This window comes from Vibrio sp. ZF 223 (assembly GCF_003050585.1).
Taxonomy (GTDB): Bacteria; Pseudomonadota; Gammaproteobacteria; order Enterobacterales; family Vibrionaceae; genus Vibrio; species Vibrio crassostreae.
In genome coordinates, this window is sequence record NZ_PIGB01000010.1 from 37,945 (window position 1) to 61,137 (window position 23,193).

A 23,193-nucleotide genomic window follows, 5' to 3' on the forward strand; every position below is an offset into this window, starting at 1 on the left:
TAAACACACAGCGATTCAATCGGTTAGTGCTGAGTTTTACTAACTGGTACGACCAATTTGTGAAAATGTGATGTTGCTTGCTTGTTAAATAAATGTACTAAGCGTATATTTCAAACAGTTGTTTAATACGAGTGATTGAAATGGCACCAAGAAGTACAACCAAAGACAAAATCTTAGATGTGGCTGAAGGCTTATTTGCTGAGCACGGTTTTAATGACACCTCTTTACGCACGATTACGAGTAAAGCGAATGTCAACTTAGCTTCAGTGAACTATCACTTTGGCGATAAGAAGACTCTGGTTCGTGCGGTACTCAATCGTTACTTAGAAGCATTTATGCCAGCACTGCAAGATGCATTAGTGAACTTAAACTTGAACGAAACGTATTCTATGAGTGACGTGTTTGAGTCTCTGAGACAGCCACTAAGAGCACTTAATGATGTTAGGCCAAATGGTACAAGCCGGTTCATGTTACTTATCGGCAGAGGCTATACGGATGTGCAAGGACACTTGCGTTGGTTCATTACTACCCGTTATAGCGAAGTACTTTCTTTGTTTACAACGTCAGTAATGAAAGCGAATCCGAACCTCACTCAAGAACAGTTATTTTGGCGATTACACTTCACCCTAGGGACTTGTGTATTCACCATGGCATCAAGTCAGGCTCTGGTAGAAATTGCAGAGAATGACTATGACAGAAAGATAGATGCTAAGGCAGTGGTCGATATTCTTATTCCATATTTAGCCGCTGGCATGTCAGCAGAAGAATAAAACAATAAAAAGCGAAACATTCACAACCAATATAGTGAACAAAAGGATCTGAACTATGAGCTCTCTAAGACAAAAATGGGTAAGTGACCCAGCTTTTAAACTCTTTAAAAAAGTACTACCACCACTATCTAGCACCGAGAAAGAAGCGATGGAAGCAGGTAGCGTGTGGTGGGACGGAGAGCTGTTTTCTGGCAAACCAGATTTCACTAAGCTGCACCAATACCCTAAACCTCAGCTGACAGCAGAAGAGCAATCGTTCATGGATAATGAGCTTGAAACTTTGCTGGCTATGCTTGATGACCACCAAATTGTAAAAGAAGACCGAGACCTTCCTGAAGAAGTGTGGAACTTCTTACGTAAAGAGCGTTTCTTTTCTCTTATTATTGCGAAAGAGTACGGCGGTCGTGAATTCTCAGCACACGCTAACTCAACTATCGTAACTAAGATTGCCACGCGTAGTATCAGTACTGCGGTTTCAGTAATGGTTCCAAACTCTCTTGGTCCTGGTGAGCTGCTTTCTCACTACGGAACTCAAGATCAAAAAGACTACTGGCTGCCTCGTCTTGCTGACGGTACCGATATTCCGTGTTTCGCACTAACAGGCCCAGAAGCGGGTTCTGATGCGGGTGGTATCCCTGATGTCGGAACTGTGTGTATGGGAATGCACGAAGGTAAAGAGACGCTAGGTATTAAGCTGAACTGGAACAAGCGTTATATCACGCTAGCGCCAGTGGCGACGGTACTTGGTTTGGCTTTCAAACTACACGATCCTGAGAAACTACTTGGCGACAAAGAAGACATCGGTATCACTTGTGCGCTAATCCCTGCTGACCACGAAGGTGTTGTGATTGGTGAGCGTCATGATCCACTTGGCCTTGCATTCATGAATGGTCCGACACGCGGTCATGATGTATTCATCCCTATGGAATGGCTAATTGGCGGTGCAGATTACGCAGGTAAAGGCTGGCGTATGCTGGTGGAGTGTCTGTCTGCAGGTCGTGGTATTTCACTACCAGCCCTAGGTACAGCGATGGGCCACCTAACGGCGAAAACAACTGGCGCGTACGCTTATGTTCGTAAGCAGTTCGGCATGTCGATTGGTAAATTTGAAGGTGTTGCAGAGAGTTTAGGCCGTATTGGTGGCTTAACATATCTACTAGAAGCAACTCGTACACTGACAACTACTTCACTTGATATGAAAGAGAAGCCGGGTATCGTAACGGCTATCGCGAAATATCACATGACAGAGATGGCACGTACTATCCTGAATGATTCAATGGATATTCACTCTGGACGTGCAATTCAAGATGGCCCGATGAACTACTTGGCTGCGCCTTACCTAGGTATTCCAGTAGCTATCACAGTAGAAGGTGCGAACATCTTAACTCGTAACCTGATGATCTTCGGTCAAGGTGCGACACGTTGTCACCCATACGTACTGAGCGAAATGGAAGCGGCAGCAAACCCAGATGAGAAGCAAGGTGCGAAGGACTTCGATAATTTGTTGTTCAAGCATATTGGTCACGCGACTAAGAACACGTTTGGCGCGTTTGGTGCGGCATTAACAGGCTCTAAGTTCATTAAAGCGGATATGAGTGGTCCAACAAAGCCGTACTACCAAGACCTGACCCGCTTGAGCCGTGCGCTTGCAGTAAGTGCGGATTTCGCAATGCTGACGCTAGGTGGCGAGCTGAAACGTAAAGAGCTTATCTCTGCACGTTTAGGTGATGGTCTAAGTTACCTTTACATGGCTTCTGCTGCACTTAAAAAGTATGAAGACGAAGGTCGTCAACAAGCTGACCTAGACTACGTACACTACGCAGTTCAACACTGTTTCCATAACGCGGCGAAATCGCTACAAGAAGCGTACAGAAACTTCCCGAACAAGATGGTTGGTAAAGTACTTAAAGGTCTAGTGTTCCCTGTAGGTAACCACTTTGAAAAACCAAGTGACAACCTAACGGTACAACTGGCGGAAAGCTTGATGACTCCGGGTGCACACCGTGAACGTCTGACTCACCTTTGCTACATCGGTAAAGAAGAAGAGGATAGCGTTGGCCTAATGGAGAATGCGTTCAATGCGATGTACAGCATTAAGCCTCTTGAGCGTAAGATCTTCAAAGCAGTGAAAGAGGGCAAAGTAGCTCGTAAAGGCTTACTGCAAGATAAACTTGCCCAAGCTCTGGCGGCAGACGTTCTTACTCAAGACGAAGTTGACCAAATCATTGCAGCAGACAAACTACGCTACGCAGCGATTCAAGTTGATCACTTCAGTCATGACTTCAGCGAAACTTTGACGCGAAAAGAGTTAAAACCTAAGCTAAATAGCGTTGCTTAGATAAAGAAATGACAAAAGGCACCTAATAAGGTGCCTTTTTTTGTTTTTGTCGTAGAAGTCGCAATAGACGCGTTAACAAATGGTGACTTAGTCAGCAAATATTCGCTGAGTGCTCCAACCACTTGCATTTTCACCACATTTTTACAGAAATTAGATGCCATTTGCGTACGAAACTTTTATCCTTAACCTGATTTTTTAAGGAAGTTGAATATGATCATCAAACCTCGAATTCGCGGATTCATCTGTACTACAACACATCCAGTCGGTTGTGAAGCTAATGTAAAAGAACAAATTGCTTACACAAAAGCTCAAGGCCCAATCGCAAACGCACCTAAACGTGTACTAGTTGTTGGCTCTTCAAGTGGCTACGGCTTGTCTTCACGTATTGCGGCTGCATTTGGTGGCGGCGCTTCAACTATCGGTGTTTTCTTCGAGAAAGCCGGTACTGAGAAAAAGCCGGGCACAGCTGGTTTTTACAACTCAGCAGCGTTCGACAAGCTAGCTAAAGAAGAAGGCCTGTATTCAAAAAGCCTGAACGGCGATGCTTTCTCTAACGAAGCGAAACAGAAAACGATTGACCTGATCAAAGAAGATCTAGGTCAAATCGATATGGTTGTGTACTCACTGGCGTCTCCAGTGCGTAAAATGCCAGAGACTGGCGAAGTTATTCGTTCAGCTCTGAAACCTATCGGTGAAACGTACACATCAACAGCTGTTGATACAAACAAAGACATGATCATCGAAGCAAGTGTTGAGCCTGCATCTGAAGAAGAGATCAAAGACACTGTTACTGTAATGGGCGGTGAAGATTGGGAACTTTGGATCAACGCTCTATCTGAAGCCGGTGTTCTAGCTGATGGTTGTAAGACAGTTGCTTACAGCTACATCGGTACAGAGCTAACGTGGCCAATCTACTGGGACGGCGCGTTAGGTAAAGCTAAGATGGATCTAGACCGTGCAGCGTCAGCGCTTAACGAGAAACTAGGTCAAACTGGCGGTACTGCAAACGTTGCTGTTCTTAAGTCTGTTGTGACTCAAGCAAGCTCTGCAATACCTGTTATGCCTCTTTACATCGCTATGGTGTTCAAGAAGATGCGTGAAGAAGGTATTCATGAAGGTTGTATGGAACAGATCTTCCGTATGTTCAGCCAACGTCTATACAAAGAAGACGGCAGCGCAGCAGAAGTAGATGAAGTGAACCGTCTACGTCTAGATGACCTAGAACTTCGCGAAGACATTCAAGATCACTGTCGTAACCTATGGCCTCAAATCACAACTGAGAACCTAAAAGAACTGACTGATTACGTAGAGTACAAAGAAGAGTTCTTGAAGCTATTCGGTTTCGGTGTTGAAGGTGTTGATTACGAAGCAGAGGTTAACCCAGCTGTTGAATTTGATGTAGCTGACATCTAATTCAAACAATCGAATCAAAACGAAATAGGCGCTCATTGAGCGCCTATTTTTTTGTCTGTTATTTGAGTGAAGAAATTAAGAGCAGATGCAGGATACGAGTGGCGGTATTCGAAGAGTTTGAAGAGCGGATACGGGATACGAGAAGCGAGTATCGGGATGCGAAGAGATTTAAGAGCAAGCGGAAGAGAAGAACTAACAAAAAATGCACTAATCCAAAGATGAATTAGTGCATTCGAAATATCTAAGCTTGGCTGCTTTTAATGCAGTAGGCGCTAGCTAATTATGATGATGAAAGTACCTGCTAGGGTCATCAATATATTGGCTATCGCGTAAGTACCCGCATAACCTAGTGCTGGAATGGTTGAGCGAGCGTGGTCGTTTACGATGTCCATTGCTGGAGCACAGGTTCGCGCACCAATGATTGCACCAAACAGCAGCGCTCGGTTCATCTTCAAAACATAAGCACCAACCAAGTAAGCGAAGAATACAGGCAGCACACTCACTACGAGAGCAATACCAATGACCTGAGGGCCGACTTGGGTTAAGTGCTCGAATATCTTACCACCGGCGCTTAATCCGATACCGACCATAAAGAACATCAAGCCGAGGTCTTTGACCATATTCAACGCACCCTGAGGTACATAACCGAAAGTAGGGTGGTTTGCTCGTAAGAAGCCCAGCATGATACCCGATAGAAGCAGGCCAACTGCGTTACCTAGTCCAAATGAAACCTGACCGAATGTCATGGTGATCAAACCAAACAAAATACCCAGAATGAAGAAGCTACAGAAGGCCATCAAATCTGCCATTTGACTGTGAATTGAGATGAAACCAATTTTCTCTGCTAGGCCGTGGACACGGCTCTTTTCGCCACTCACTTGCAGTACATCACCTTTAGAAAGCACAATGTTTAAGTCCATCGGCATTTCAATCTGAGCACGTACTACGCGGTTAAGAAAACAGCCGTACTCAGACAGGTTTAAGTCTGAAAGGCGTTTACCTGCGATACTGTCACTTTTAACGACAATCTCTTCTTCCACTATGCGTAGATCGAGTAAGTTACGGTCGAAAACCTCTTTCCCGTTACGGAAGCTTGGGTCTAGACGAGCGTGGCTATCTGGGAAACCAACCAATGCGATCTCATCGCCTTCTTGCAGAATAGCATCACCATCTGGGTGGGCAAGAATACCATTACGACGAATACGCTCGATGTAACAACCTGTTTGGCGATAGATACCCAATTCACGCAGGTTCTTACCGTCAGTCCAAGAGATAAGCTCTGGTCCCACACGATAAGCACGAATGATAGGAAGGTAAACCTTACGTTGACCAGAAGCACCTAAACCGCGTTCTTGAGCAATCTGTTCAGCTGAGTCGTGCAGGTTTACTTTTTGCAGCTTTGGAATCAGGCGAGCGAACATGATCATGCTGATTAAGCCAACCAAGTAAGCCATCGCGTAACCCACCGATAGGTTTTCGATAATCAGGCTCAAATCCATGTTTCTTGGTACTTCTGCTAAGCCTGAGTTGAGCGCGTCTTGTGCGCCTACCAAAATTGGTGTTGCTGTAAGCGCACCCGCCATCATGCCGGCAGACAAGCCAAAGCCTAAACCAAGGTAATGACTACTGAAATAGGTTAGGGCAATCGCTGTAGAAAGTACCACAAGGCTCAGAATGAGGTAGTGCTTACCGTCTCTGAAGAAGATACCGAAGAAGTTTGGACCCGCTTCAATGCCAACACAGTAAATAAACAGCATGAAGCCAATGGTGAGTGCATCTGCATTAAAAGAGAAGCCAAGATGTCCCATAACGAGGGAAGTAATCAGAACACCGATTGAATTGCCGAGTTGGAGACTACCGAAACGAATTTTACCAATGGCTAATCCAATCGATAAAACAACAAAGATGAGGAGAATGGGGTTTTGTTCTAACAGAAAAACAACGTCGATATTCACAGTGGTCGCTCAATAATTGGCGTGAAACACAGGGTAAGTTTGAGAGGTGAATTGTATCTAAATATAAATAAATTATAAGCGATATTTTGCTAATTTACTTGATTTTGACCTTATTCTTATTCCGTATGAAAACTAGTCATAAAAAAAGCCCGCTACAATGAGCGGGCTTTCTATAAATCGTACAGTCCAACGCATAAATTGGTCAGTTGTTTAAGGCTATAGCCTTGGATCTCTTGAGAGAAATCTTAGCTTAGTCGAAAAGACCTAGGTTTTCTTTTGCGTATGCTTCAAATTCTGTGCAGCCGCCGATGTGGTCTTGGTCGATGAAGATTTGTGGCACTGTGTCTACAGGCTTACCAACAGTCTTTTCTAGGTCAGCTTTGCTGATGCCTTCAGCGTGGATGTCAACGTAACGGTAGTTGAAGTCATCGCGTTTAGCTTTAAGAGTTTCAGCATGCTCTTTTGCACGAACACAGAATGGGCAAGCAGGGCGACCAAAAATAACTACAAACATTTAATTTCTCCTAAATACGGGATGAGGCTCGTTAACTCGATTATGTTAACTATTCTTTAGTGAATGCCACTCAAAATTTCTTAAAACCAACTATGCCTCAATGCCATGGGGAAATAAAGATGGAATTACCTCTTAATACAATAGGTTTTGTCTATCAGAGCAAATAATGGTCACAAAAAGGATCCATGTTGATTTCTGATAGGTATCTAGATTGATTACCCTTAATTTAAGAGTGTGAATTACCCCTAAGAATACGACTTTAATCCATCTTTAATGCGACAAGTTGCACCTCGTCAAAAAAAGCTCATACAGAACGAGGCATCTTAATACTGATGCACGATACAAAGATTAAATTCCAACAACCAAGAGTTCGCAGTTTTGTTCAGTCATAGGCGCAGGAGGCACCATGTTTCAATTTATGACATCTACAAAGATCATCTTTGGTGATGGAGCACTTTCCGCTTCATTGTCTCTCTTTAATCAATACGGCTATAGCGTGCTATTGGTTACAGGCAATACATTAGAGCGCACTTCAGTTGTTACTGACTATCTCGATGCGCAGAGTATGCGTTATCAACACATTGCCGTTTCAGGAGAACCTAATATTAAAATGGTCGAAGAGGCCGCTATTTCTGCCCGTCGATTTAAGCCAGATATGGTAGTCGCGATGGGTGGAGGCAGTGCCATCGATATGGGAAAAGCGTTAGCTGCGGTTTTACCTAATCAAGGCAATTTATACGACTATGTTGAAGTCGTCGGGCGTAATGTACCTCTTAAAACTAAACCTCTGCCATTTATTGCTATTCCAACCACTGCGAGCACCGGCGCGGAGGTCACTAAAAACGCGGTGCTGAAATCAGGGCAAGACCAAGTGAAAGTAAGCCTTAGAAGCCCAGACATGCTGGCTGACGTTGCGATTGTCGACCCAACCCTAACTCATGGAACTAATCTGTATCTATCTGGACGAGGTGCGATGGATGCATTTACTCATCTAATGGAAGCCTACGTGTGTGGTGAACCCAACCCGTTAACCGATATGATCTGTGAAGAAGGGCTGCGCAAGTTGAGTAGTTCTGTGGTTCGGGCGTGTGTTTATGACGAGCCTCAAGCACGTTCTGATCTTGCTTTTGCTTCTATGCTTGGTGGTATGGCGATAACAAACGCCAAGCTTGGTGCTGCCCATGGTTTAGCTTCTGCATTAGGAGGCAAGATTTCAGCGCCTCACAGTGTAATTACCGCGCGCTTAGCTCCGTTCGTGATGCTGGAAAATATTGCGGTTGCGAGAGAAGAGAAAAGATTAGACATTTTAGCGCGTTATCAGCGAATCGCTCAGATAGTGATAGGTAACTCCGAAGCAAAAGAAGAAGAGGCGATTTCTTGGTTATCTGAAGTGCTGGATACGCTTAAGTTACCCAATTTGCAGGAATTTGGCGTCTGTGAAGCTCAGTTTGATGAGGTTTCTGCCGATGCGCTCAAGTCAGTGGCTATCAAAGGAAACCCTTTGCCGTTAAACCAAGAGAGGCTAGTGCATATTCTGAAACAGGTTTGCGAGGAGTGCAGTTGTGGAGAAGGGGATCATGAGGCGGCTTCAATGAACCAATTTGAAGAATCTGCAGTAGAGTCTAGCTTTACCATTATCAACTCTTATGCGTCCGAGAACAGCGTGGTAGAGAAAGGCAACAGTTGGACTATTTAACGGCCTTCGATCTGTCTACTATATAAATCAATATAAACTATTTTAAACAGACAAATAAAAACGGAGCTTTTAGGCTCCGTTTTTTAATAGCTATCTTTTTGTTCTTACCTTAGAGGCTCTTTTCTCGAACCCTAGAAGGTTAGAACTGAGAGTATTTCTCGTAACGTGAATCACGAAGAGACTCTTTAACGCGCTTCAGGTTCTCTCTGAAACCAGAACCACGACGAAGCGTAAAGCCTGTCGCTAACACATCAATAACCGTCATTTGAACAACTCGGCTTGCCATTGGCATATAAACGTCTGTGTCTTCCGGTACATCCAATGAGATAGAAAGCGAACTTGCTTTATCTAGTGGAGAGTCTTTTGCTGTGATAGCGATAACCGTTGCGCCGTTTTCACGCGCTAGGTTTGCAATCTCTACTTGGCTCTTAGTGCGACCAGTGTGAGAGATAAGAACAATAACGTCATTATCACTGCAGTTAATGCAGCTCATTCGTTGCATCACAATGTCTTCGAAACACGTGATTGGGATATTAAAACGAATAAACTTGTTTTGAGCGTCTTTGGCGACAGCTGAAGAGGCACCTAGTCCGAAGAATGAAATGCGTTTTGCTTGAGTCAGCAAGTCAACCGCACGGTTTACTTGCATCGCATCTAGACTGTTTTTAGCAACGTCTAGACAAGCCATAGTTGATTCGAAAATCTTATGCGTATAAGCATCCGGACCATCATCTTCTTCAACATTACGGTTCACGTAAGGTGTACCGTTCGCCAAGCTTTGAGCTAGGTGAAGTTTGAAGTCAGGAAAGCCCTTTGTGTCTAAACGACGACAGAAGCGGTTAACTGTAGGCTCACTCACGTCAGCCATTTTAGCTAAGGTAGCAATGCTAGAATGAATTGCAGTTTGAGGGGAAGCCATGATTACTTCGGCTACCTTACGCTCAGACTTGCTGAAATTTTCCAGGTTTTTTTGTATTTTTTCTAATGTATTCATAGTGTTCACAAGGGTATAGAGAACAACTTGCTAGTTAATATCTTTTACCAGGGGGTATGGCTGAAACAAATATCAATAAGTACAAAACCAAACTTAGATTGGGTATCGTAAATACTGCTGCATCAAATAGATATCAAGCTAACTAGCACCATAGAGTCAGTATAAACCCAACATACTATTTACTAATACAAAAACACGGCATGAATGCTTAAGAATATGACAAACCTCAACAAAATTTTAGAAAACTACAGAACTGGAAGAGGGTTTGAGCAAAAAGAATGCAAATTGAGTATGAACTGACAGCTTAGTTACATCAAAAAGAAAGAAATTTTCAATTTGATGCAACTAAAATTGAATGACTATGCGTTGATTTGCGTAACCAGTTTGGTGATTTTGCCCATCAAGTTAGGTGCTAGTTTAGAGATCTCACGCTGTTCTTCAAGCACTGAAGAGAGAATATCATTGCCCGTTAGTGGGTTTGCTAACACCACGCGGAAAACGATGATTGGCTGATGTGCCCACGCTTCAGGGTTTAAGCGAGTACGAGATACGAACGACTTACCCGTTTCACGCTGTTTTTTCTGAATAAACTTAGTGAGTTCGTTAAGAAGTTCATTTAGCTCTACGCGTTGTTCAGGAACAGCCTTAAGCAATGCTGCCTTTACAGCTTCAGGAACGTAGCGATAGGTCAGTAGGCAAAGCTCAGGTTCAGAAACCAGTTCGAAGTCGCTCTGATCTTTAATTAGGTCGGCGAAGTAGCGCGCTTTGTTGATGCTCTGATCGATCAGTAGTTCATAGCCTGGACGGCTAATGATGTGCATTGCGGCGTAAACCAGCATTGCCATACCTGAACGAGAGCCTTCAAGCGTATGACTGCCTAAATCTTTTGAGCCTTTACGAAGTATGTATTGAGCGTGATGTTCAATCGCTGTCATCGCATCTGGCTTCTTAAACAGAACCATGCCCGCACCCATAGGGATATAAAGCTGTTTATGCGCATCAATCGTGACTGAGTCCGCCAGTTCAATACCATCAAGCAGATGACGATGATTGTTAGACATCAAGGTCGCACCGCCCCAAGCTGCATCAACGTGGAAATGACAATCTGTTTCGGCACACACCTCTGCAATGTCCCTTAACGGGTCGATATTACCGGTTTCGGTTGTACCAGCCACACCGATCACGGCGAAAGGCTTAATCTTGTTCTGCTTAAGCTGCTCGATTTTGAGTCTTAGATCGTCAGTGCAAATGCGGTTGTCGTTATCCGTTTTAACAGACACTAGACCTTCTTGACCAATGCCAAGGACATCTGCGGCTTTTTTCAAAGAGTAGTGACCACGTTCAGAGACTAAGATGGCTAGACCTTCGTAGTCGTAGTGCTTCATGGCTTTAAACAAGCCTTCTTTTTCCACACCTTTGAACGAACCTTGGGCTTTTAGGGCATTGTTGCGTGCAACCCACAGCGCGGTAATGTTCGCGATGGTACCACCAGAACAAAACGCACCTAAAGAGTGGTTTGCACTGTGCATCCAACGAGAATAAAACTGGTCGCTATCTTGATAAATCAGGCGATGTAACATGCCCAGAACTTGACGCTCTAGGGGAGTGAAAGCTTTGGAAGTCTCGATTTTTACTAGATTCTGATTCAACGCAATCATGATTTTAGAAAGCGGCATCAGAAAGTACGGCAGGGCAGACGTCATGTGACCAATAAAACTTGGCGAAGACGTATGAACCGAATGAGACACGAGAGAATCGAGGAGATGCTCAGTATGTTCAGAAACAAACTCAGGTTGCTCTGGGATATGAGCATTTGAAAAATCTTTCTCAATTTCACGCAGTGGCTTTTCTTCAGCCACAATGTGTTCACGTAAGAATTGATTCAGGTTTCGTGAAAGTTTGTCTTCAATTTGAGTGAGTGTTGAATCTGGGCCTTCCGGTACCGTGAAGATACGTAAAAGACTGTCGAAGCTAACATCTGCTGTTTTTTGTTCCGTAACCATAGCAAGCGAGTTATTTTTTTTTATATTGACGCGAGCGGGACAATCTAAACGAAAACGGGAACAATGTCCCGTCTTAATTATGAAATCCAACTTCTCATAAAAGCGCATTAAACCAAGGGTTATTTACACTTAATCGCTTCAAGTTTACTAATCGACTGATTGTAACGCTGCAGCGCTGTGTCGATTTGCTTAGGGTGACTAAGCAGCTCTGCAAACGCAGAACGTAGCTCGTAGTTTTGAGCATGAGGCGTTGATTGGCGGTCGTCGAACGTTGTTTTCGCGATTTTGCCAAGCTCATCATCACGTGTTGATAACGTTTTAATGTCGTGTTGCTCAAGTTGCAGCCAAGCTTCCACCGGTTGTTCAGTTGCTACTTTACTTGAATCGTTCACAAGGTAGTAGTTTACCGCTGCACGGTTAAGCTCAAAGTGGTGTTTACGGCCTTCTAGGAACCACTCACTGACTTCTGTTAGCTCTGGATATTGTTCAGAGGTTAATGCAGCAAGGTCGGCATACCAATTCAAAGATGCATCAATGTACGCATCATATTTTTTTGCTTGGCATTGGTTTGTCTCAGACATTGAATCTGCTGCAAAAGAGAAGGTAGAAGTTGAAGCTAGCAGTAATGCGACGCAAAGGCGTTTCATAGTGGTTCCTTTTGTAAGTTTATTCTTTTTATAACTTTGTCGTTACAGATTACCGTGATCATTATTTGTTGAGCAATGACACTTAGTGTCTTTTTATTTCGGTAACTGTATCGGTGTCTTGGGCATTGGTATTCGAGTTGCATTCTAATCTAAAACAAACGCTATTCCTGCGATCTAGTTAGCAAGAGATACAAAGAACAACATCAATATCGGAACAAGCAAGCTTAGGATAAAGCCACTGACGATAGCGATAGGCACACATCGAACGCCGCCTGTTGTTTGAATAACCGGTAAGGTGAAGTCCATCGCAGTAGCACCAGCATAACCAATAGAGGTACATGGATAGCTGCGGATCAGCACTGGAATCAGTACCAAAGCAACCAACTCTCTTAATAGCTCAAGCATGAACGATGCGCCGCCATAGACAGGGCCAAAGGCGTCACCCATCAAGATACCTGCCAGCGAGTACCAGCCAAATCCAGAAGACATAGCTAGGGCTTTGAAAAGAGGGATATCAAGGATGTAAGCAGCGATCACACCGCCTAACATTGAGGTCGTGATGATCGTGATTGCGATAACCATGCCGTGTTTGTTGAGCAGGATCTGACGAAGTGTCAGCCCGCTATTACGCAGTTGAATACCGATAAAGAAGAGAAGAACAAACAGAATCCATTCGCTTGCGGTATCAACCCAATCGAGGCCAATAGGCAGTACTAAGCCAGCGATAAGGCCTGAACCTACCACTAGGATCAGCTTGGCAGACTCCATTGCCATAGAAGAGAGGGGAAGCTTTTTGTTACTGCTGTCAGTCTTGAGTGGCAGTAACTTATCAATAGCGGGCAGCGCCATCAGGTTACAAACGCTTAAGCAGACGAAGAAAGTGGCGGTGTAAAGAAGGATTGTCTGTAGATTACTGCCTAAGTTATCGAGAGCGGCTAAGCTGAGTCCCATTAACGCCAGAATCACGTAGATCAACCGCGATGTTGAGCGGTTGATGAAGTCTAGCGTCTGAGCGTTCGAAATTGAAAAAAGATACCCCACGACGAGTGGCGCAAATATAAAGATCATCCCTGTAAACATGCTTTCCCCATTGCATTTACTTCATATTACATTTACTTGTCACTTAACAGTAACTTAGAAGCCGCTAGTATTGATCACGTCGCTTAGCTTTGCATTAAAATCATGTTTGCTCAAGTTGCTTAATTTATAAAGCACCTCTGCACCTGTCACGTTAAGCTCAACTTCGTGATCATCGATGTTCTCATCCTTGTTTCTGAACATCAGTAGGTGGTTAGCGATTCGAGCAATATCTAAGTAAGACACTTCACGTTGTTCGTGGTTGTTGATGGTATTGCTGCATACATCAATAAAGTCGCTGTCAAAGCCCCAACGGTTAAGCACCAATTTACTGGTAGCAGAACATTGGCCTTGGAATATTTGTAGAGCAATGTCGTGGTCTAGGTAATTGCCATTTTCGAGGTAGAGGTGGTATTCGCTAACCAAACAGAACAAGCCAATATCAGCCAGCAATCCAACAAGCAGTGATTTTTCATGTTCAAGGTAGCGGTATTCAATAGGAGAGAGCTCTTTGAAGCCGTTGGTCACCAATACCATGGTGGCGCCCAGTTCTTTGGATACAGAAGCGCTATTAACCAATAACTCATTACATTCTCTGCTTAGGTTCACTGAATGTTTGAGTTGCTCTATGGCTTGAGCTGTCACGATGTCACGAACTCTTAATATGCCAAGGCGGGACACGGCTGTCATGATATCAACACAAGTAATATTACGTCGGTTAAAGACGACAGAGTTAGCCACACGAATGACGATAGCAGTGAGGCCTGGATCTTCGAGTAGGCACTCGGCAACTTCGGCAATCCCGGTTGACTCAAGGGTACAGAGCTTTTGAATTTTCAGTACAACGTTAGGGATAGGAGGAAGTGTTATTTTTCCCGCTGAGATAGAATGGCCAACAAGTTGGGCAAACTCTGATTCTAGACCCTTTAAGAGAAGAGTCTTATTTTGTGGTAGCCAGAAAAACGATAAATGATTCATATAAAAAGTAAAAACATGTATGTCCTGCCATTTTACAAGCCACGATGCTGCGAGGCAATACTCATCCGTCCACATAACCTTTAATAATTTGAACCGGTGTATCACTAGGTGTCCAAATTCAAGCATGGTTTGATAGTTTACTGTGACGTCAATCATGAAAAACCAGAATACTCAATTGATTGATGTGAACTATGTCCAGACTTATTTTTCTTTTCGAAGTATGATTTATTTAAAGGTGAAAAACGAAACCATAATATTCACCTATAGAATAACAAAATAGATTTAAAATTTTTCGCATAACAAGCTGCTTGTCTGGTGATCAACCTAATCGGGGTAATTTGATTAAGGATCAACGGATATGACCGAGACAGCATTTATTAATTACGTGAATCAATTTGGTGAGCATCAAAAACGTTCTATGTTCGGAGGTATTGGCCTCTTTCAAAATGACGCTATGTTCGCTTTATTGAGTGAAGGTTGTTTATTCATTAGAGGTGGAAAATCATTAGATAAAAAACTGACCGATCTTGATTGTGAAAAGTATCGTCATGTAAAAAAACAGACAACAGCTACCGTAAATTACTACGATATTACGGATCTGTTTACATGTGAACATCCTGAATTGGATAGTATTATTCGTACTTCAATCGATAACTCAATTCAGCAACGTAGCTTCAAGAAATCATCAGCTAGCCGCAGATTAAGAGACCTACCAAACATGCAACTTACGTTAGAACGCATGGTTAAAAAGGCGGGTGTGGATGATGTTTCAATGTTTATGCAGTTGGGCGCGCCTGAAGTGTTTAATAAGGTTCGCGAAGCGTACGGAAACGATGTTGACCTAAAACTACTTTGGAAATTTGCGGGTGCAATTGATGGTATTCACTGGAAACTATTACAAGAGCCACGCAAGCAGCAATTACTAAAGAGCTGCCACTAAAGAAGTTTGCCTTATATGCTTAAGATTACTGCTAATAAATAAAAACCGAGGAATGTCCTCGGTTTTTTTGTTTTTGTCTTAGCAAGTTTGAGAGGCTAAGAGCTTATCTGTTCGGGCTTTAACGTTAAGTACTAGTACTTGAAACGAGCAGTGAACATAAGTTGGTCACCGTAGAAGTCGTTAATACGAGCTTCAGCACCTAGAGAGAAAAGCTCTGTAGAGTGGAAACGCGCGTAAACAGAACCTGTCCAATCATCGTTGTCATCGATAGAAACGTAACCACCTTTACCACCAACTTCTAGTTGTGGACCAAGCCATTGGCGAACACCAACGTTGATTTCCATACCGATATCAGTAGAGCTTGAGTTCTCTGGCTGAACGATACGAGCTAGCATTTCACCTGTTAGGTCTGCCCAGTTGTTTAATGGAGCGTGGAAACCAAGACCTACAGCTGAGTCGTAATCGCCTTCAAATTCTGAATCGATACGTGCTACAGCATGAGCGTTCGGGTGAATTGACTTACTGAACGCACCACCAAATGTTACTGGGCTAGCACCGATGCGTGCTTCAAAGTAATCATAGTTAAAGTTGCTCATTACCTGTGGTTGTTCATCAACAGCTAGTGCTTGACCAGAAGCCAATAGCATAGCGGTAGTAAGTAGAATTTTGCGCATAACGACCGTAAACCTATATTAGTGTTAATTCCTTTGGTTTGAGACAAATCGGCAAACCATAAACATTGAGACAGTTTAATCTAACTCACGGAAAAGTAATCCTTTAAAATGTAAAACCTTACTCATTTAGTTAAAAAACAAGCAAATTAAGGATCAGTCTGTAACGGAGATCTCATGTTTTAGAGCGAATGAGAAAAATAGACGAACGAATTATCCAAAATTTGTATGTATTCGGACGGTTCTTATATCGGATGCCGCTTTTCTCAGTATCTATTCACCAATTAGTGCTATTCACCAAAACTGGTGCGTTTATCCGCCATGGAAGTCAGTATACGCTCGGTATCTAAGATGGAAGTCCAGTTAAGCAATTGTTTGTCGTTGGCAATGACATAGTCAGTCAATTGTTGAGTAATCGTGTCTCTCAGTTGGTCGCCTTGCCAAGGTTTTGAAATATAGAAATCAAGTGCAGCGTTGTTAATGGCCGTGACGGTATCTTCAAGCCCAGCTTGCCCTGTGAGTAGCAGTTTACGCGTTGGCTTGGTCGCGTCGTGTTGGTTGAGTTCGATCAGAAAATCGATGCCGGTTTTTTCTGGCATGATGTGGTCGCACAAGATTAACGCGAGCTTAATACCATCTTGTCCCATTTCTTTGATTACTTGCATGGCTTCATCGACCGATTCAGCACCTTCAACCAGAAAGTTCTCTTCAAATATCGCCAAGTCCTGAAGGACACTATTGAGAACTTCAGGTTCATCATCGACACATAAAATTAGGTACTTATTCATGAGGTGCTCCTTCTTGTTTGAATGGAAGCCACACTTGCATGTTTGTATGACTGCCTACCTCTGACTCCACCAAAATAAATCCTTGATGAGCCGAAACGATTTGTTGAGAAATGGATAGCCCAATCCCTAAACCAAAGTTACCTTCTTTTTTGGTCGTGAAATTTGGGTTGAAAATGGTGTTGATGTCTTCTTTGGCAATGCCGTGGCCAGTATCGGAGATTTGCACCACAAGAAACGTGTCGTCACCTTTTGTATGTTGAGAGGTAGTAATGGACACTTTGCCTCGTTCAGAAAGGGCATCGAGCGCATTGGAAAGAAGATTGGTCCACACTTGTTGCAGAGAGAGTGACTGGCACAATAAAGGCGGTAAGTTGGTGTCGTAATGCTTCTCGAGTTGGTGATGTTTGAGTCTGTTTTCAAAGATCACTAAAGTATCTTCAAGCCCTTCGTGGATATCTGTGTAGTGGCGAACTTCTTCATCTTCTCGGGCATAGCTTTTTAGGCTTTTGACCATATCGGCAATACGCTTGCTGCACACTTGAATTGAGCGGATAGAGTTCCCCACATAATGGTAATGCTCTAAGTCATTGAGCAGCTCTTTGCCTGCGACAGGGGAGTCTTTTAAGGTATCTAAAACCGCAGCGTCTTGGCTTAGGTTGAGCCTCACCGCTTTTTTGGCCAGAGCACGATCATCGATGGTCGATGTAAGGTGTTTTACCAGCTGTCTTTCTTGTGCCGTGGATAGCGGCTTCGCTAGTTTTGAATGCGCTAATACGTCAGTCCCTTTGTTTGATTCAGGGAGTGACGAGTTCTCAAGTATCTGGTCTAGGTGTTCAGATAGAGTTTCAATACTACGCAATATAGCTGCAATCGGATTATTCAGTTCGTGAGCAACGCCAGCTACCAGCTGACCTAACATCGCCATCTTTTCTTTTTCGATCAATTGCTGGTGGGCTGATTCCAGTGACTCGAGTGTTTGCTGAAGTTTGATCTTATTGGTGATGCTACGTTGCAAACGTCGATTGAAATGACGGAGCAGTAGATTGGTGAATAGCGGCAGCAAGGTATTGTTGGAATGCATTACCTGCGCAAAACTGTCCTTATCCAGCTTAATCACTCGCGTTTGGGTAAGAGTGATACCAGTAGAGAATGAAGGCTCGCCTGTTACGAATGACATCCCACCAACAATGTTTCCTTTAGAGTGACGCACTACCTCTCTTTGTTGCCCCAATTCATCCTTTTTGTAGAGTGCCACTTCACCTTCAATGATTAACCATAGGAAGCGATTGTCTTCACCTTCAACCGTTAATAAGTGTTCTGGCGAGTAATCTCGAATGGCCTTGGATTTGTCATCTTTAGAGAATACCTCCTGCAATGCACTGACGACACGCTCGGCAAGAGCATTATCAGAAAGCTGATGGTAATCATGAATGAAACCAGACTGGAACGAATGAATCTTTTGCTCGATGTGTGCTCTGAGTAAGCGCTGTTGATCCAATGCATCACTGTAAGAGAGTAGGTTTTCTGAGTCGTATTGAATGACAAAAGACGTTAGCTCTTTTTGCGCTGACTTGAATAGAACCTGATCTTGAACTGGTTTGGTTAGGCAGTGATTGAGTCGACCTTCATTCACTGCGGTGAGAATGGATTGAATGTCTGACGAAGCGCTGACTAATATCGTTCTTGCGGTATTACTATGGGGCAGCTGTTCAAGTTCAATTAGAAATTGCACACCATTAAATTGAGAATGATGATGAGTGATCACCAAGGCAACAGTTTGGTGGTGATCATGGATATCTTCTAATGCGTGATGTGCGTCTTCTATGTTCTCGGCAGTATAAATATCGAATACAGAAGCCAACGGAGCCAGCTCCGAACGTATTCTTTCAATGCTAACCGGATTATTGTCCAAACAGATAACAGCGTATTGATTCACAGCTTAACCTTAATAGTAGCGACGCTTCTAGCCTAGCAAGAACCGCTGAATAAGGATGAGAGCTAACCGTTAATTTGTTGAGGCAATCGAAGTATCGAGCAATAGACTGATTTAACTCAATGTTTCTTGTTTGCTACTGATGGGTTAGACTAAAAAAAATAGACTCGTGTAGAAAGAGAACTCATGGAACAGTTAAGAAAAATTGGTGCAATTGGCGGAGCAATCTCATTGGCGCTTTGTTGGCCGTTAGCGGTAGGGCAGATTGGACAAAATGCGATTACTGATGGCGTTGCAAAGCTTAACAATTCAAGCATTCAAGCTGAGATCGTGGAATACGATAGAGGTTACCTCTCTTCCAACGTAACCACTCGTGTAACTGTGACGGATGAAAACCTGAAAGAGCAACTTGCGATTGATGGGCTGCCGAGTGAGTTTGTTATTAATAGTGCGGTTAGCCATGGCTTGGTGAGCCTAAATGCTCTGTCGACGTTTGAAAATACCGATATTCTGCCTCTAACTCTGACGACTAGCACTGAGCTGAACGGCAACACGGATTTCAACTTCGAGTTAAGCCAGTTCAATCATCAAGGCTCTGATGAGAATGGTACTTCGGTATCTATCACTAAATCGAATCTTTCTGGACATGCTACTGTTTTAGGGCAGGTTGATTACGAGCTTTCTATTCCTTCTGTTCAAATTGATTTCGAAACCGGTGAAGAGGTAACGCTGTCTAACTTGAAAGGTGTAGGTTCAGGCCAACAAGCGAAAGGCTACTGGTTAGGAACCCAGAATTTTACTATCGATAGCTTCTTGGTTTCAGATTCTGCAATGCAGCCTTTCATGACCATTGAAAACTCTAAGTACGATTTTGAATCGCACCTAGATGAAGCGACTAAGCGTCTGCGCAGCAATCTCAAATTGGATATCGCAAATATCGAGACTAATGAAGGTCAGTTGAACAACTTAAACGTTGATTTTGAAATATCGAAATTAGATAGCGAATCGTTCGAGAAAGTCTTTGAGATTTACCAAACTAATCCAGTGTTGACGCAAGAAGACGTCGCAGAGATCATTCCATTTATCGATATCCTGTTTGCTAAAGGCTTTGATCTTTCAATGAACAACATGTCGCTAGAACTGGGTAAGGGCCAATTCGAATCTAAGTGGTTGGTGAGCGTACCGGAAGGGACAGAAAATATCAGCAGCAACCCTTCGATGATCATGCCTGCATTAACGGGCAACGTTCACTCTAGCTTTTCAAATGAGCTTGTTGAAGAGTACCCATTCATCCGTGAAGGAATCGATGAATTGCTTGTGATGGAAATGATCAAGGAAACAGAAAGTGGTTATGAAATCAGCGCTGACTTAGAAAATGGAAACCTAGTGTTCGAAAATGGACAAGAAATTCCATTAATCGCTCTACTTATGCCGGTTTTTGTTCAATAAACAGAGCAAGCTTGAATACTGATAGGGTGATTTAGCAGGTTAAGCTTAAACATTTTATACGGTACAAAACAAAAGAGGTCTTAAGACCTCTTTTGTTGTTTTTATGTTGGGTAAAACATGGTATTACTTGCATAGTTATTATTTAGCAGGAGCAATCATCCCCATGGAACTTACATTAGATAACGTATTCAACTTCAGTGCAGGCCCAGCTGCGCTGCCTAAACCAGTAATGAAACAAGCTCAAGCGGACTTCATTGATTGGAATGGTTTAGGGACTTCCGTGATGGAAATCAGCCATCGCAGTAAGGAATTTATTCAAGTTGCTGACGAGTCCGAACAGGACTTACGTGATCTTCTGAACATCCCAGACAACTACAAAGTTCTTTTTTGTCAGGGGGGCGCTCGTGCTCAATTCGCAGCTGTTCCTCTAAACCTTTTAGGTGACGCAGCAAAAGCGACTTACATCGATGCGGGTTACTGGGCAGAAAGCGCAGTGACTGAAGCGAGCAAATATTGCGAAATTGATGTATTCAACGCGAAGACGTCAGTTGATGGCAAAGCGGCTGTTGTTCCGGCTAAAGATTGGAAAATTGACCCAGAAGCAGCGTATGTACATTTCTGTCCAAACGAAACCATCGATGGCATTGAAATCAGCGAGCTTCCTCAAACAGATAAGCCAATCGTAGCGGATATGTCATCTAACATTCTGTCTCGTAAGATTGATGTGTCTCAGTACGGTGTTATCTATGCGGGTGCGCAAAAGAATATCGGCCCGGCTGGTATCTGTATTGCCATCGTGCGCGATGACCTACTTGAACTCGCAAACGATGTGTTGCCGAGTATTCTCAACTACAAAGTACTTGCTGAAAAAGACTCAATGTTCAACACACCGCCAACGTACGCTTGGTACCTATCAGGCCTTGTGTTCAAGTGGCTGAAAGCTCAAGGTGGCGTTGAAGCGATGGAATTGGTGAATAAAGAGAAAGCAGCGTTGCTTTACGGCGCCATCGATAGTTCAGCTTTCTACAAAAACGATGTTCACACTGCAAACCGTTCTAGAATGAACGTGCCGTTCCAACTGGTGAAACCTGAGTTAGATGGTAAGTTTTTAGAGTTGGCTGATGCTGCAGGTCTGAAATCACTAAAAGGCCATAGAGCAGTAGGTGGAATGAGAGCTTCACTTTACAACGCAATGTCTTTGGAAGGCGTTCAAGCACTGGTTAGCTTCATGAAAGACTTCGAAGAGAAATACGCTTAATAAGCGAGTTCGATGTTTACCAATGAAAAGAGGAGCTTAGGCTCCTCTTTTTGTTTCCCATAGAAGGTGAAAATATAGAGACCTAATTACCTTCTTCGGCCATTAAAACGAAACTGTTGTGGCGTTACATCAAAAGACGCCTTGAAGGCTTTAATGTAAGACGAGTCGTTTTGATAACCGACTTGGTCAGCAATACTTTGGATTGAGAACTCTTCATCCAACAAAGACAACGAGTAAATCAGGCGGATTTGTTGTCGCCATAACTGAAATGACGTGTTGAACTCTTTTGAGAATAAGCGCGATAAGGTTCGCTCTGATGCACCGACTTTCTCTCCCCATTCCTTCAACGAAAAGTCCAACGTTGGTGCCTCTGTCAGCGCTTCAAATATAAGCTTCAAACGTCGGTCTTCGGGTAGCAACAATTGATAGGTCTGAACGTTGTCTTTCATGATCTGATCGTGCAATACCGAGAGCAATCGCGATACCTCTTCATCACTCACTAATCCTTCGCATTGTCTGCGAATTTCCTGCAATAACTCATTCAAAAACGGCGTCAGGGTAATGGTTCGCACATGAGGCTCATACTTAATACCAAAGGCTGGATTAAGGTAAATACCGACAAACGTCGTATGGCTCAATGCGATAGATTCATGTTGAATCCCTGCAGGCACAAACAAAGCAGAAGTATGGGGCACAAGATGCTGGTAGTGCTCGGTTTTCGTTTGCAATAGGCCTTTGAGTGGGAAGATCACTTGATGCCACGTATGTTTGTGCATTGTATCGACGTAGCCCTTGGGCATATCGATGGTCTTCACTAACGCTGGTGAATTAGGATTAGCGACCATCATCTCATTGGAGGTCATGACATCGGAGTGAGAATCTATTTGGCGGGTTGGCATTGTTAATTGTCCTTACATCTCTACTCTGACATTGGCTTGTTAGGCTATCATGCTTGGCATAGTGAATGAAGTCGAGTGCGATGTCGTTTTATCTCACGCAGCTCAGTAAGAAAGTGTCCAATAAGAAGGAAGGGATATGAAGAAGTTAGGCGTAGTAAACAGTGTCTTGGCAGGTAAGACAGTAACTTTTGCACATGGAGCAAAAAGTGCCATTGATAAGCAGGTTTTCTCAGAGCGTCAGCACGCCACAGAGCTAGGTTTCACAAATGATGAACAAGGCGACCCTCGCTTTCATGGTGGCATTCAAAAAGCGCTTCATATCTATCCAAGTGAGCACTACCCAATTTGGAAACAAGAACTGGGCGACAAAGCGATCTTCCAATCTGCAGGCGCCTTTGGTGAGAACATTAGCTCAATGGGCATAACCGAAGAATCGATTTGCTTGAAAGATAAGATTCGTATCGGCTCAACATTGTTGGAAGTCTCACAGGGACGCATGCCTTGTTGGAAGCTTAACGTACGATTCGACCAAAATGACATGGCGAGAAGGTTGCAAGACACGCTTCGAACGGGTTGGTACTTCCGTGTATTAGAGGAAGGTGACATTGGTGAAGGCGACGATATTACTCTGTGTGAAAGACCATACCCAAACTGGTCGCTCGCGCGCATTATGAGTGCCGTTTTTACGGGAAGCCTGGATCGAGAAGAACTGAGCCAGATGGCTGAACTGCCACTCGTAGAATCTTGGGGCAAGTTGGTTGAACGACGCCTAGAAACGGGTGAAGTTGAAGATTGGGAAATGCGATTGGTTGGGCCAACAGCAGCATAAACTTAGATGATAAAAAATAACAAAGCCCACTAATGGAAGTT

General features: G+C 43.5%; 19 protein-coding genes. 8 read left to right on the top strand and 11 right to left on the bottom strand.

Translation table 11 applies throughout. The features are described from left to right. The first annotated feature begins 140 nt into the window (after positions 1-140). From CWO13_RS17805 to fabV, 3 genes are all read left to right on the top strand, one after another. Positions 141-770: a TetR/AcrR family transcriptional regulator gene (locus CWO13_RS17805; RefSeq protein WP_017065403.1), complete on the top strand. Its 630-nt coding sequence runs from the start codon at positions 141-143 to the stop codon at positions 768-770. A gap of 55 nt (positions 771-825) precedes the next feature. Next, complete coding sequence (locus tag CWO13_RS17810) at positions 826-3,108, top strand: acyl-CoA dehydrogenase (protein ID WP_048658398.1); 2,283 nt, start codon at positions 826-828, stop codon at positions 3,106-3,108. A gap of 210 nt (positions 3,109-3,318) precedes the next feature. After that, entirely contained in the window at positions 3,319-4,521 is a 1,203-nt protein-coding gene (gene fabV, locus CWO13_RS17815) for an enoyl-ACP reductase FabV (protein WP_029405477.1), read from the top strand. Between the two features lie 272 nt (positions 4,522-4,793). Here the strand turns inward: fabV and CWO13_RS17820 are convergent, their stop codons facing one another. Further along, complete coding sequence (locus CWO13_RS17820) at positions 4,794-6,476, bottom strand: aspartate:alanine antiporter (protein WP_017630384.1); 1,683 nt, start codon at positions 6,474-6,476, stop codon at positions 4,794-4,796. A 250-nt stretch (positions 6,477-6,726) separates the two neighbouring features. Continuing rightward, positions 6,727-6,990, bottom strand: coding sequence for a GrxA family glutaredoxin (locus CWO13_RS17825; protein ID WP_009847069.1), 264 nt, complete (start codon positions 6,988-6,990; stop codon positions 6,727-6,729). Positions 6,991-7,396: 406 nt separating this feature from the next. Between CWO13_RS17825 and CWO13_RS17830 the strand changes: the two genes are divergently transcribed. Next, positions 7,397-8,686, top strand: coding sequence for an iron-containing alcohol dehydrogenase (locus CWO13_RS17830; protein ID WP_108020848.1), 1,290 nt, complete (start codon positions 7,397-7,399; stop codon positions 8,684-8,686). Between the two features lie 139 nt (positions 8,687-8,825). Here the strand turns inward: CWO13_RS17830 and CWO13_RS17835 are convergent, their stop codons facing one another. The 5 genes from CWO13_RS17835 to CWO13_RS17855 all read right to left on the bottom strand — a co-directional run bounded on the left by CWO13_RS17835 (position 8,826) and on the right by CWO13_RS17855 (position 14,385). Further along, positions 8,826-9,680 (bottom strand): MurR/RpiR family transcriptional regulator, encoded by an 855-nt coding sequence (locus CWO13_RS17835; protein ID WP_004734686.1) that lies wholly within the window; start codon positions 9,678-9,680, stop codon positions 8,826-8,828. A 359-nt stretch (positions 9,681-10,039) separates the two neighbouring features. Then, the gene (panP, locus tag CWO13_RS17840; RefSeq protein ID WP_108083311.1) at positions 10,040-11,683 is read right to left on the bottom strand and encodes a pyridoxal-dependent aspartate 1-decarboxylase PanP; all 1,644 of its coding nucleotides are present in this window, start codon (positions 11,681-11,683) and stop codon (positions 10,040-10,042) included. Positions 11,684-11,802: 119 nt separating this feature from the next. Continuing rightward, complete coding sequence (locus CWO13_RS17845; RefSeq protein ID WP_048658401.1) at positions 11,803-12,330, bottom strand: hypothetical protein; 528 nt, start codon at positions 12,328-12,330, stop codon at positions 11,803-11,805. Positions 12,331-12,504: 174 nt separating this feature from the next. Next, a complete protein-coding gene (locus CWO13_RS17850) occupies positions 12,505-13,410 on the bottom strand; it encodes a lysine exporter LysO family protein (protein WP_048658402.1) in 906 nt (301 codons plus the stop codon). Between the two features lie 54 nt (positions 13,411-13,464). Beyond that, complete coding sequence (locus CWO13_RS17855; protein ID WP_048664794.1) at positions 13,465-14,385, bottom strand: HDOD domain-containing protein; 921 nt, start codon at positions 14,383-14,385, stop codon at positions 13,465-13,467. A 358-nt stretch (positions 14,386-14,743) separates the two neighbouring features. Between CWO13_RS17855 and CWO13_RS17860 the strand changes: the two genes are divergently transcribed. After that, positions 14,744-15,325: a TfoX/Sxy family DNA transformation protein gene (locus CWO13_RS17860; RefSeq protein WP_017060401.1), complete on the top strand. Its 582-nt coding sequence runs from the start codon at positions 14,744-14,746 to the stop codon at positions 15,323-15,325. A 131-nt stretch (positions 15,326-15,456) separates the two neighbouring features. On the opposite strand, the gene CWO13_RS17865 is transcribed toward CWO13_RS17860, so the two are convergent. From CWO13_RS17865 to CWO13_RS17875, 3 genes are all read right to left on the bottom strand, one after another. Continuing rightward, a complete protein-coding gene (locus CWO13_RS17865; protein ID WP_019822601.1) occupies positions 15,457-15,999 on the bottom strand; it encodes a hypothetical protein in 543 nt (180 codons plus the stop codon). A 287-nt stretch (positions 16,000-16,286) separates the two neighbouring features. Beyond that, positions 16,287-16,784: a response regulator gene (locus CWO13_RS17870; RefSeq protein WP_048664795.1), complete on the bottom strand. Its 498-nt coding sequence runs from the start codon at positions 16,782-16,784 to the stop codon at positions 16,287-16,289. After that, positions 16,777-18,720 (bottom strand): ATP-binding protein, encoded by a 1,944-nt coding sequence (locus CWO13_RS17875; protein WP_102432752.1) that lies wholly within the window; start codon positions 18,718-18,720, stop codon positions 16,777-16,779. The genes CWO13_RS17870 and CWO13_RS17875 overlap by 8 nt, the downstream gene beginning before the upstream one ends. Positions 18,721-18,903: 183 nt before the next feature. Between CWO13_RS17875 and CWO13_RS17880 the strand changes: the two genes are divergently transcribed. Both CWO13_RS17880 and serC read left to right on the top strand, forming a co-directional pair. Then, positions 18,904-20,166, top strand: coding sequence for a DUF945 family protein (locus CWO13_RS17880; RefSeq protein ID WP_048658405.1), 1,263 nt, complete (start codon positions 18,904-18,906; stop codon positions 20,164-20,166). Positions 20,167-20,329: 163 nt separating this feature from the next. Continuing rightward, on the top strand, positions 20,330-21,424 hold the full coding sequence (gene serC / locus CWO13_RS17885) for a 3-phosphoserine/phosphohydroxythreonine transaminase (protein WP_108083312.1): 1,095 nt from the start codon (positions 20,330-20,332) through the stop codon (positions 21,422-21,424). Between the two features lie 86 nt (positions 21,425-21,510). On the opposite strand, the gene CWO13_RS17890 is transcribed toward serC, so the two are convergent. After that, positions 21,511-22,323, bottom strand: coding sequence for an AraC family transcriptional regulator (locus CWO13_RS17890; protein ID WP_108083313.1), 813 nt, complete (start codon positions 22,321-22,323; stop codon positions 21,511-21,513). A 136-nt stretch (positions 22,324-22,459) separates the two neighbouring features. Here CWO13_RS17890 and CWO13_RS17895 point away from each other — a divergent pair, with 136 nt between their 5' ends. After that, a complete protein-coding gene (locus CWO13_RS17895) occupies positions 22,460-23,152 on the top strand; it encodes an MOSC domain-containing protein (protein ID WP_108083314.1) in 693 nt (230 codons plus the stop codon). The last annotated feature ends 41 nt before the right edge of the window (positions 23,153-23,193 follow it).

Bases quoted from the DNA above. Each gene is read 5' to 3' on its own strand.
- CWO13_RS17805 (WP_017065403.1), top strand. From the start codon at position 141: ATGGCACCAAGAAGTACAACCAAAGACAAAATCTTAGATGTGGCTGAA.
- CWO13_RS17810 (WP_048658398.1), top strand. From the start codon at position 826: ATGAGCTCTCTAAGACAAAAATGGGTAAGTGACCCAGCTTTTAAACTC.
- fabV (WP_029405477.1), top strand. From the start codon at position 3,319: ATGATCATCAAACCTCGAATTCGCGGATTCATCTGTACTACAACACAT.
- CWO13_RS17825 (WP_009847069.1), bottom strand. From the start codon at position 6,990: ATGTTTGTAGTTATTTTTGGTCGCCCTGCTTGCCCATTCTGTGTTCGT.
- CWO13_RS17830 (WP_108020848.1), top strand. From the start codon at position 7,397: ATGTTTCAATTTATGACATCTACAAAGATCATCTTTGGTGATGGAGCA.
- CWO13_RS17835 (WP_004734686.1), bottom strand. From the start codon at position 9,680: ATGAATACATTAGAAAAAATACAAAAAAACCTGGAAAATTTCAGCAAG.
- panP (WP_108083311.1), bottom strand. From the start codon at position 11,683: ATGGTTACGGAACAAAAAACAGCAGATGTTAGCTTCGACAGTCTTTTA.
- CWO13_RS17845 (WP_048658401.1), bottom strand. From the start codon at position 12,330: ATGAAACGCCTTTGCGTCGCATTACTGCTAGCTTCAACTTCTACCTTC.
- CWO13_RS17850 (WP_048658402.1), bottom strand. From the start codon at position 13,410: ATGTTTACAGGGATGATCTTTATATTTGCGCCACTCGTCGTGGGGTAT.
- CWO13_RS17855 (WP_048664794.1), bottom strand. From the start codon at position 14,385: ATGAATCATTTATCGTTTTTCTGGCTACCACAAAATAAGACTCTTCTC.
- CWO13_RS17860 (WP_017060401.1), top strand. From the start codon at position 14,744: ATGACCGAGACAGCATTTATTAATTACGTGAATCAATTTGGTGAGCAT.
- CWO13_RS17865 (WP_019822601.1), bottom strand. From the start codon at position 15,999: ATGCGCAAAATTCTACTTACTACCGCTATGCTATTGGCTTCTGGTCAA.
- CWO13_RS17870 (WP_048664795.1), bottom strand. From the start codon at position 16,784: ATGAATAAGTACCTAATTTTATGTGTCGATGATGAACCTGAAGTTCTC.
- CWO13_RS17880 (WP_048658405.1), top strand. From the start codon at position 18,904: ATGGAACAGTTAAGAAAAATTGGTGCAATTGGCGGAGCAATCTCATTG.
- serC (WP_108083312.1), top strand. From the start codon at position 20,330: ATGGAACTTACATTAGATAACGTATTCAACTTCAGTGCAGGCCCAGCT.
- CWO13_RS17890 (WP_108083313.1), bottom strand. From the start codon at position 22,323: ATGCCAACCCGCCAAATAGATTCTCACTCCGATGTCATGACCTCCAAT.
- CWO13_RS17895 (WP_108083314.1), top strand. From the start codon at position 22,460: ATGAAGAAGTTAGGCGTAGTAAACAGTGTCTTGGCAGGTAAGACAGTA.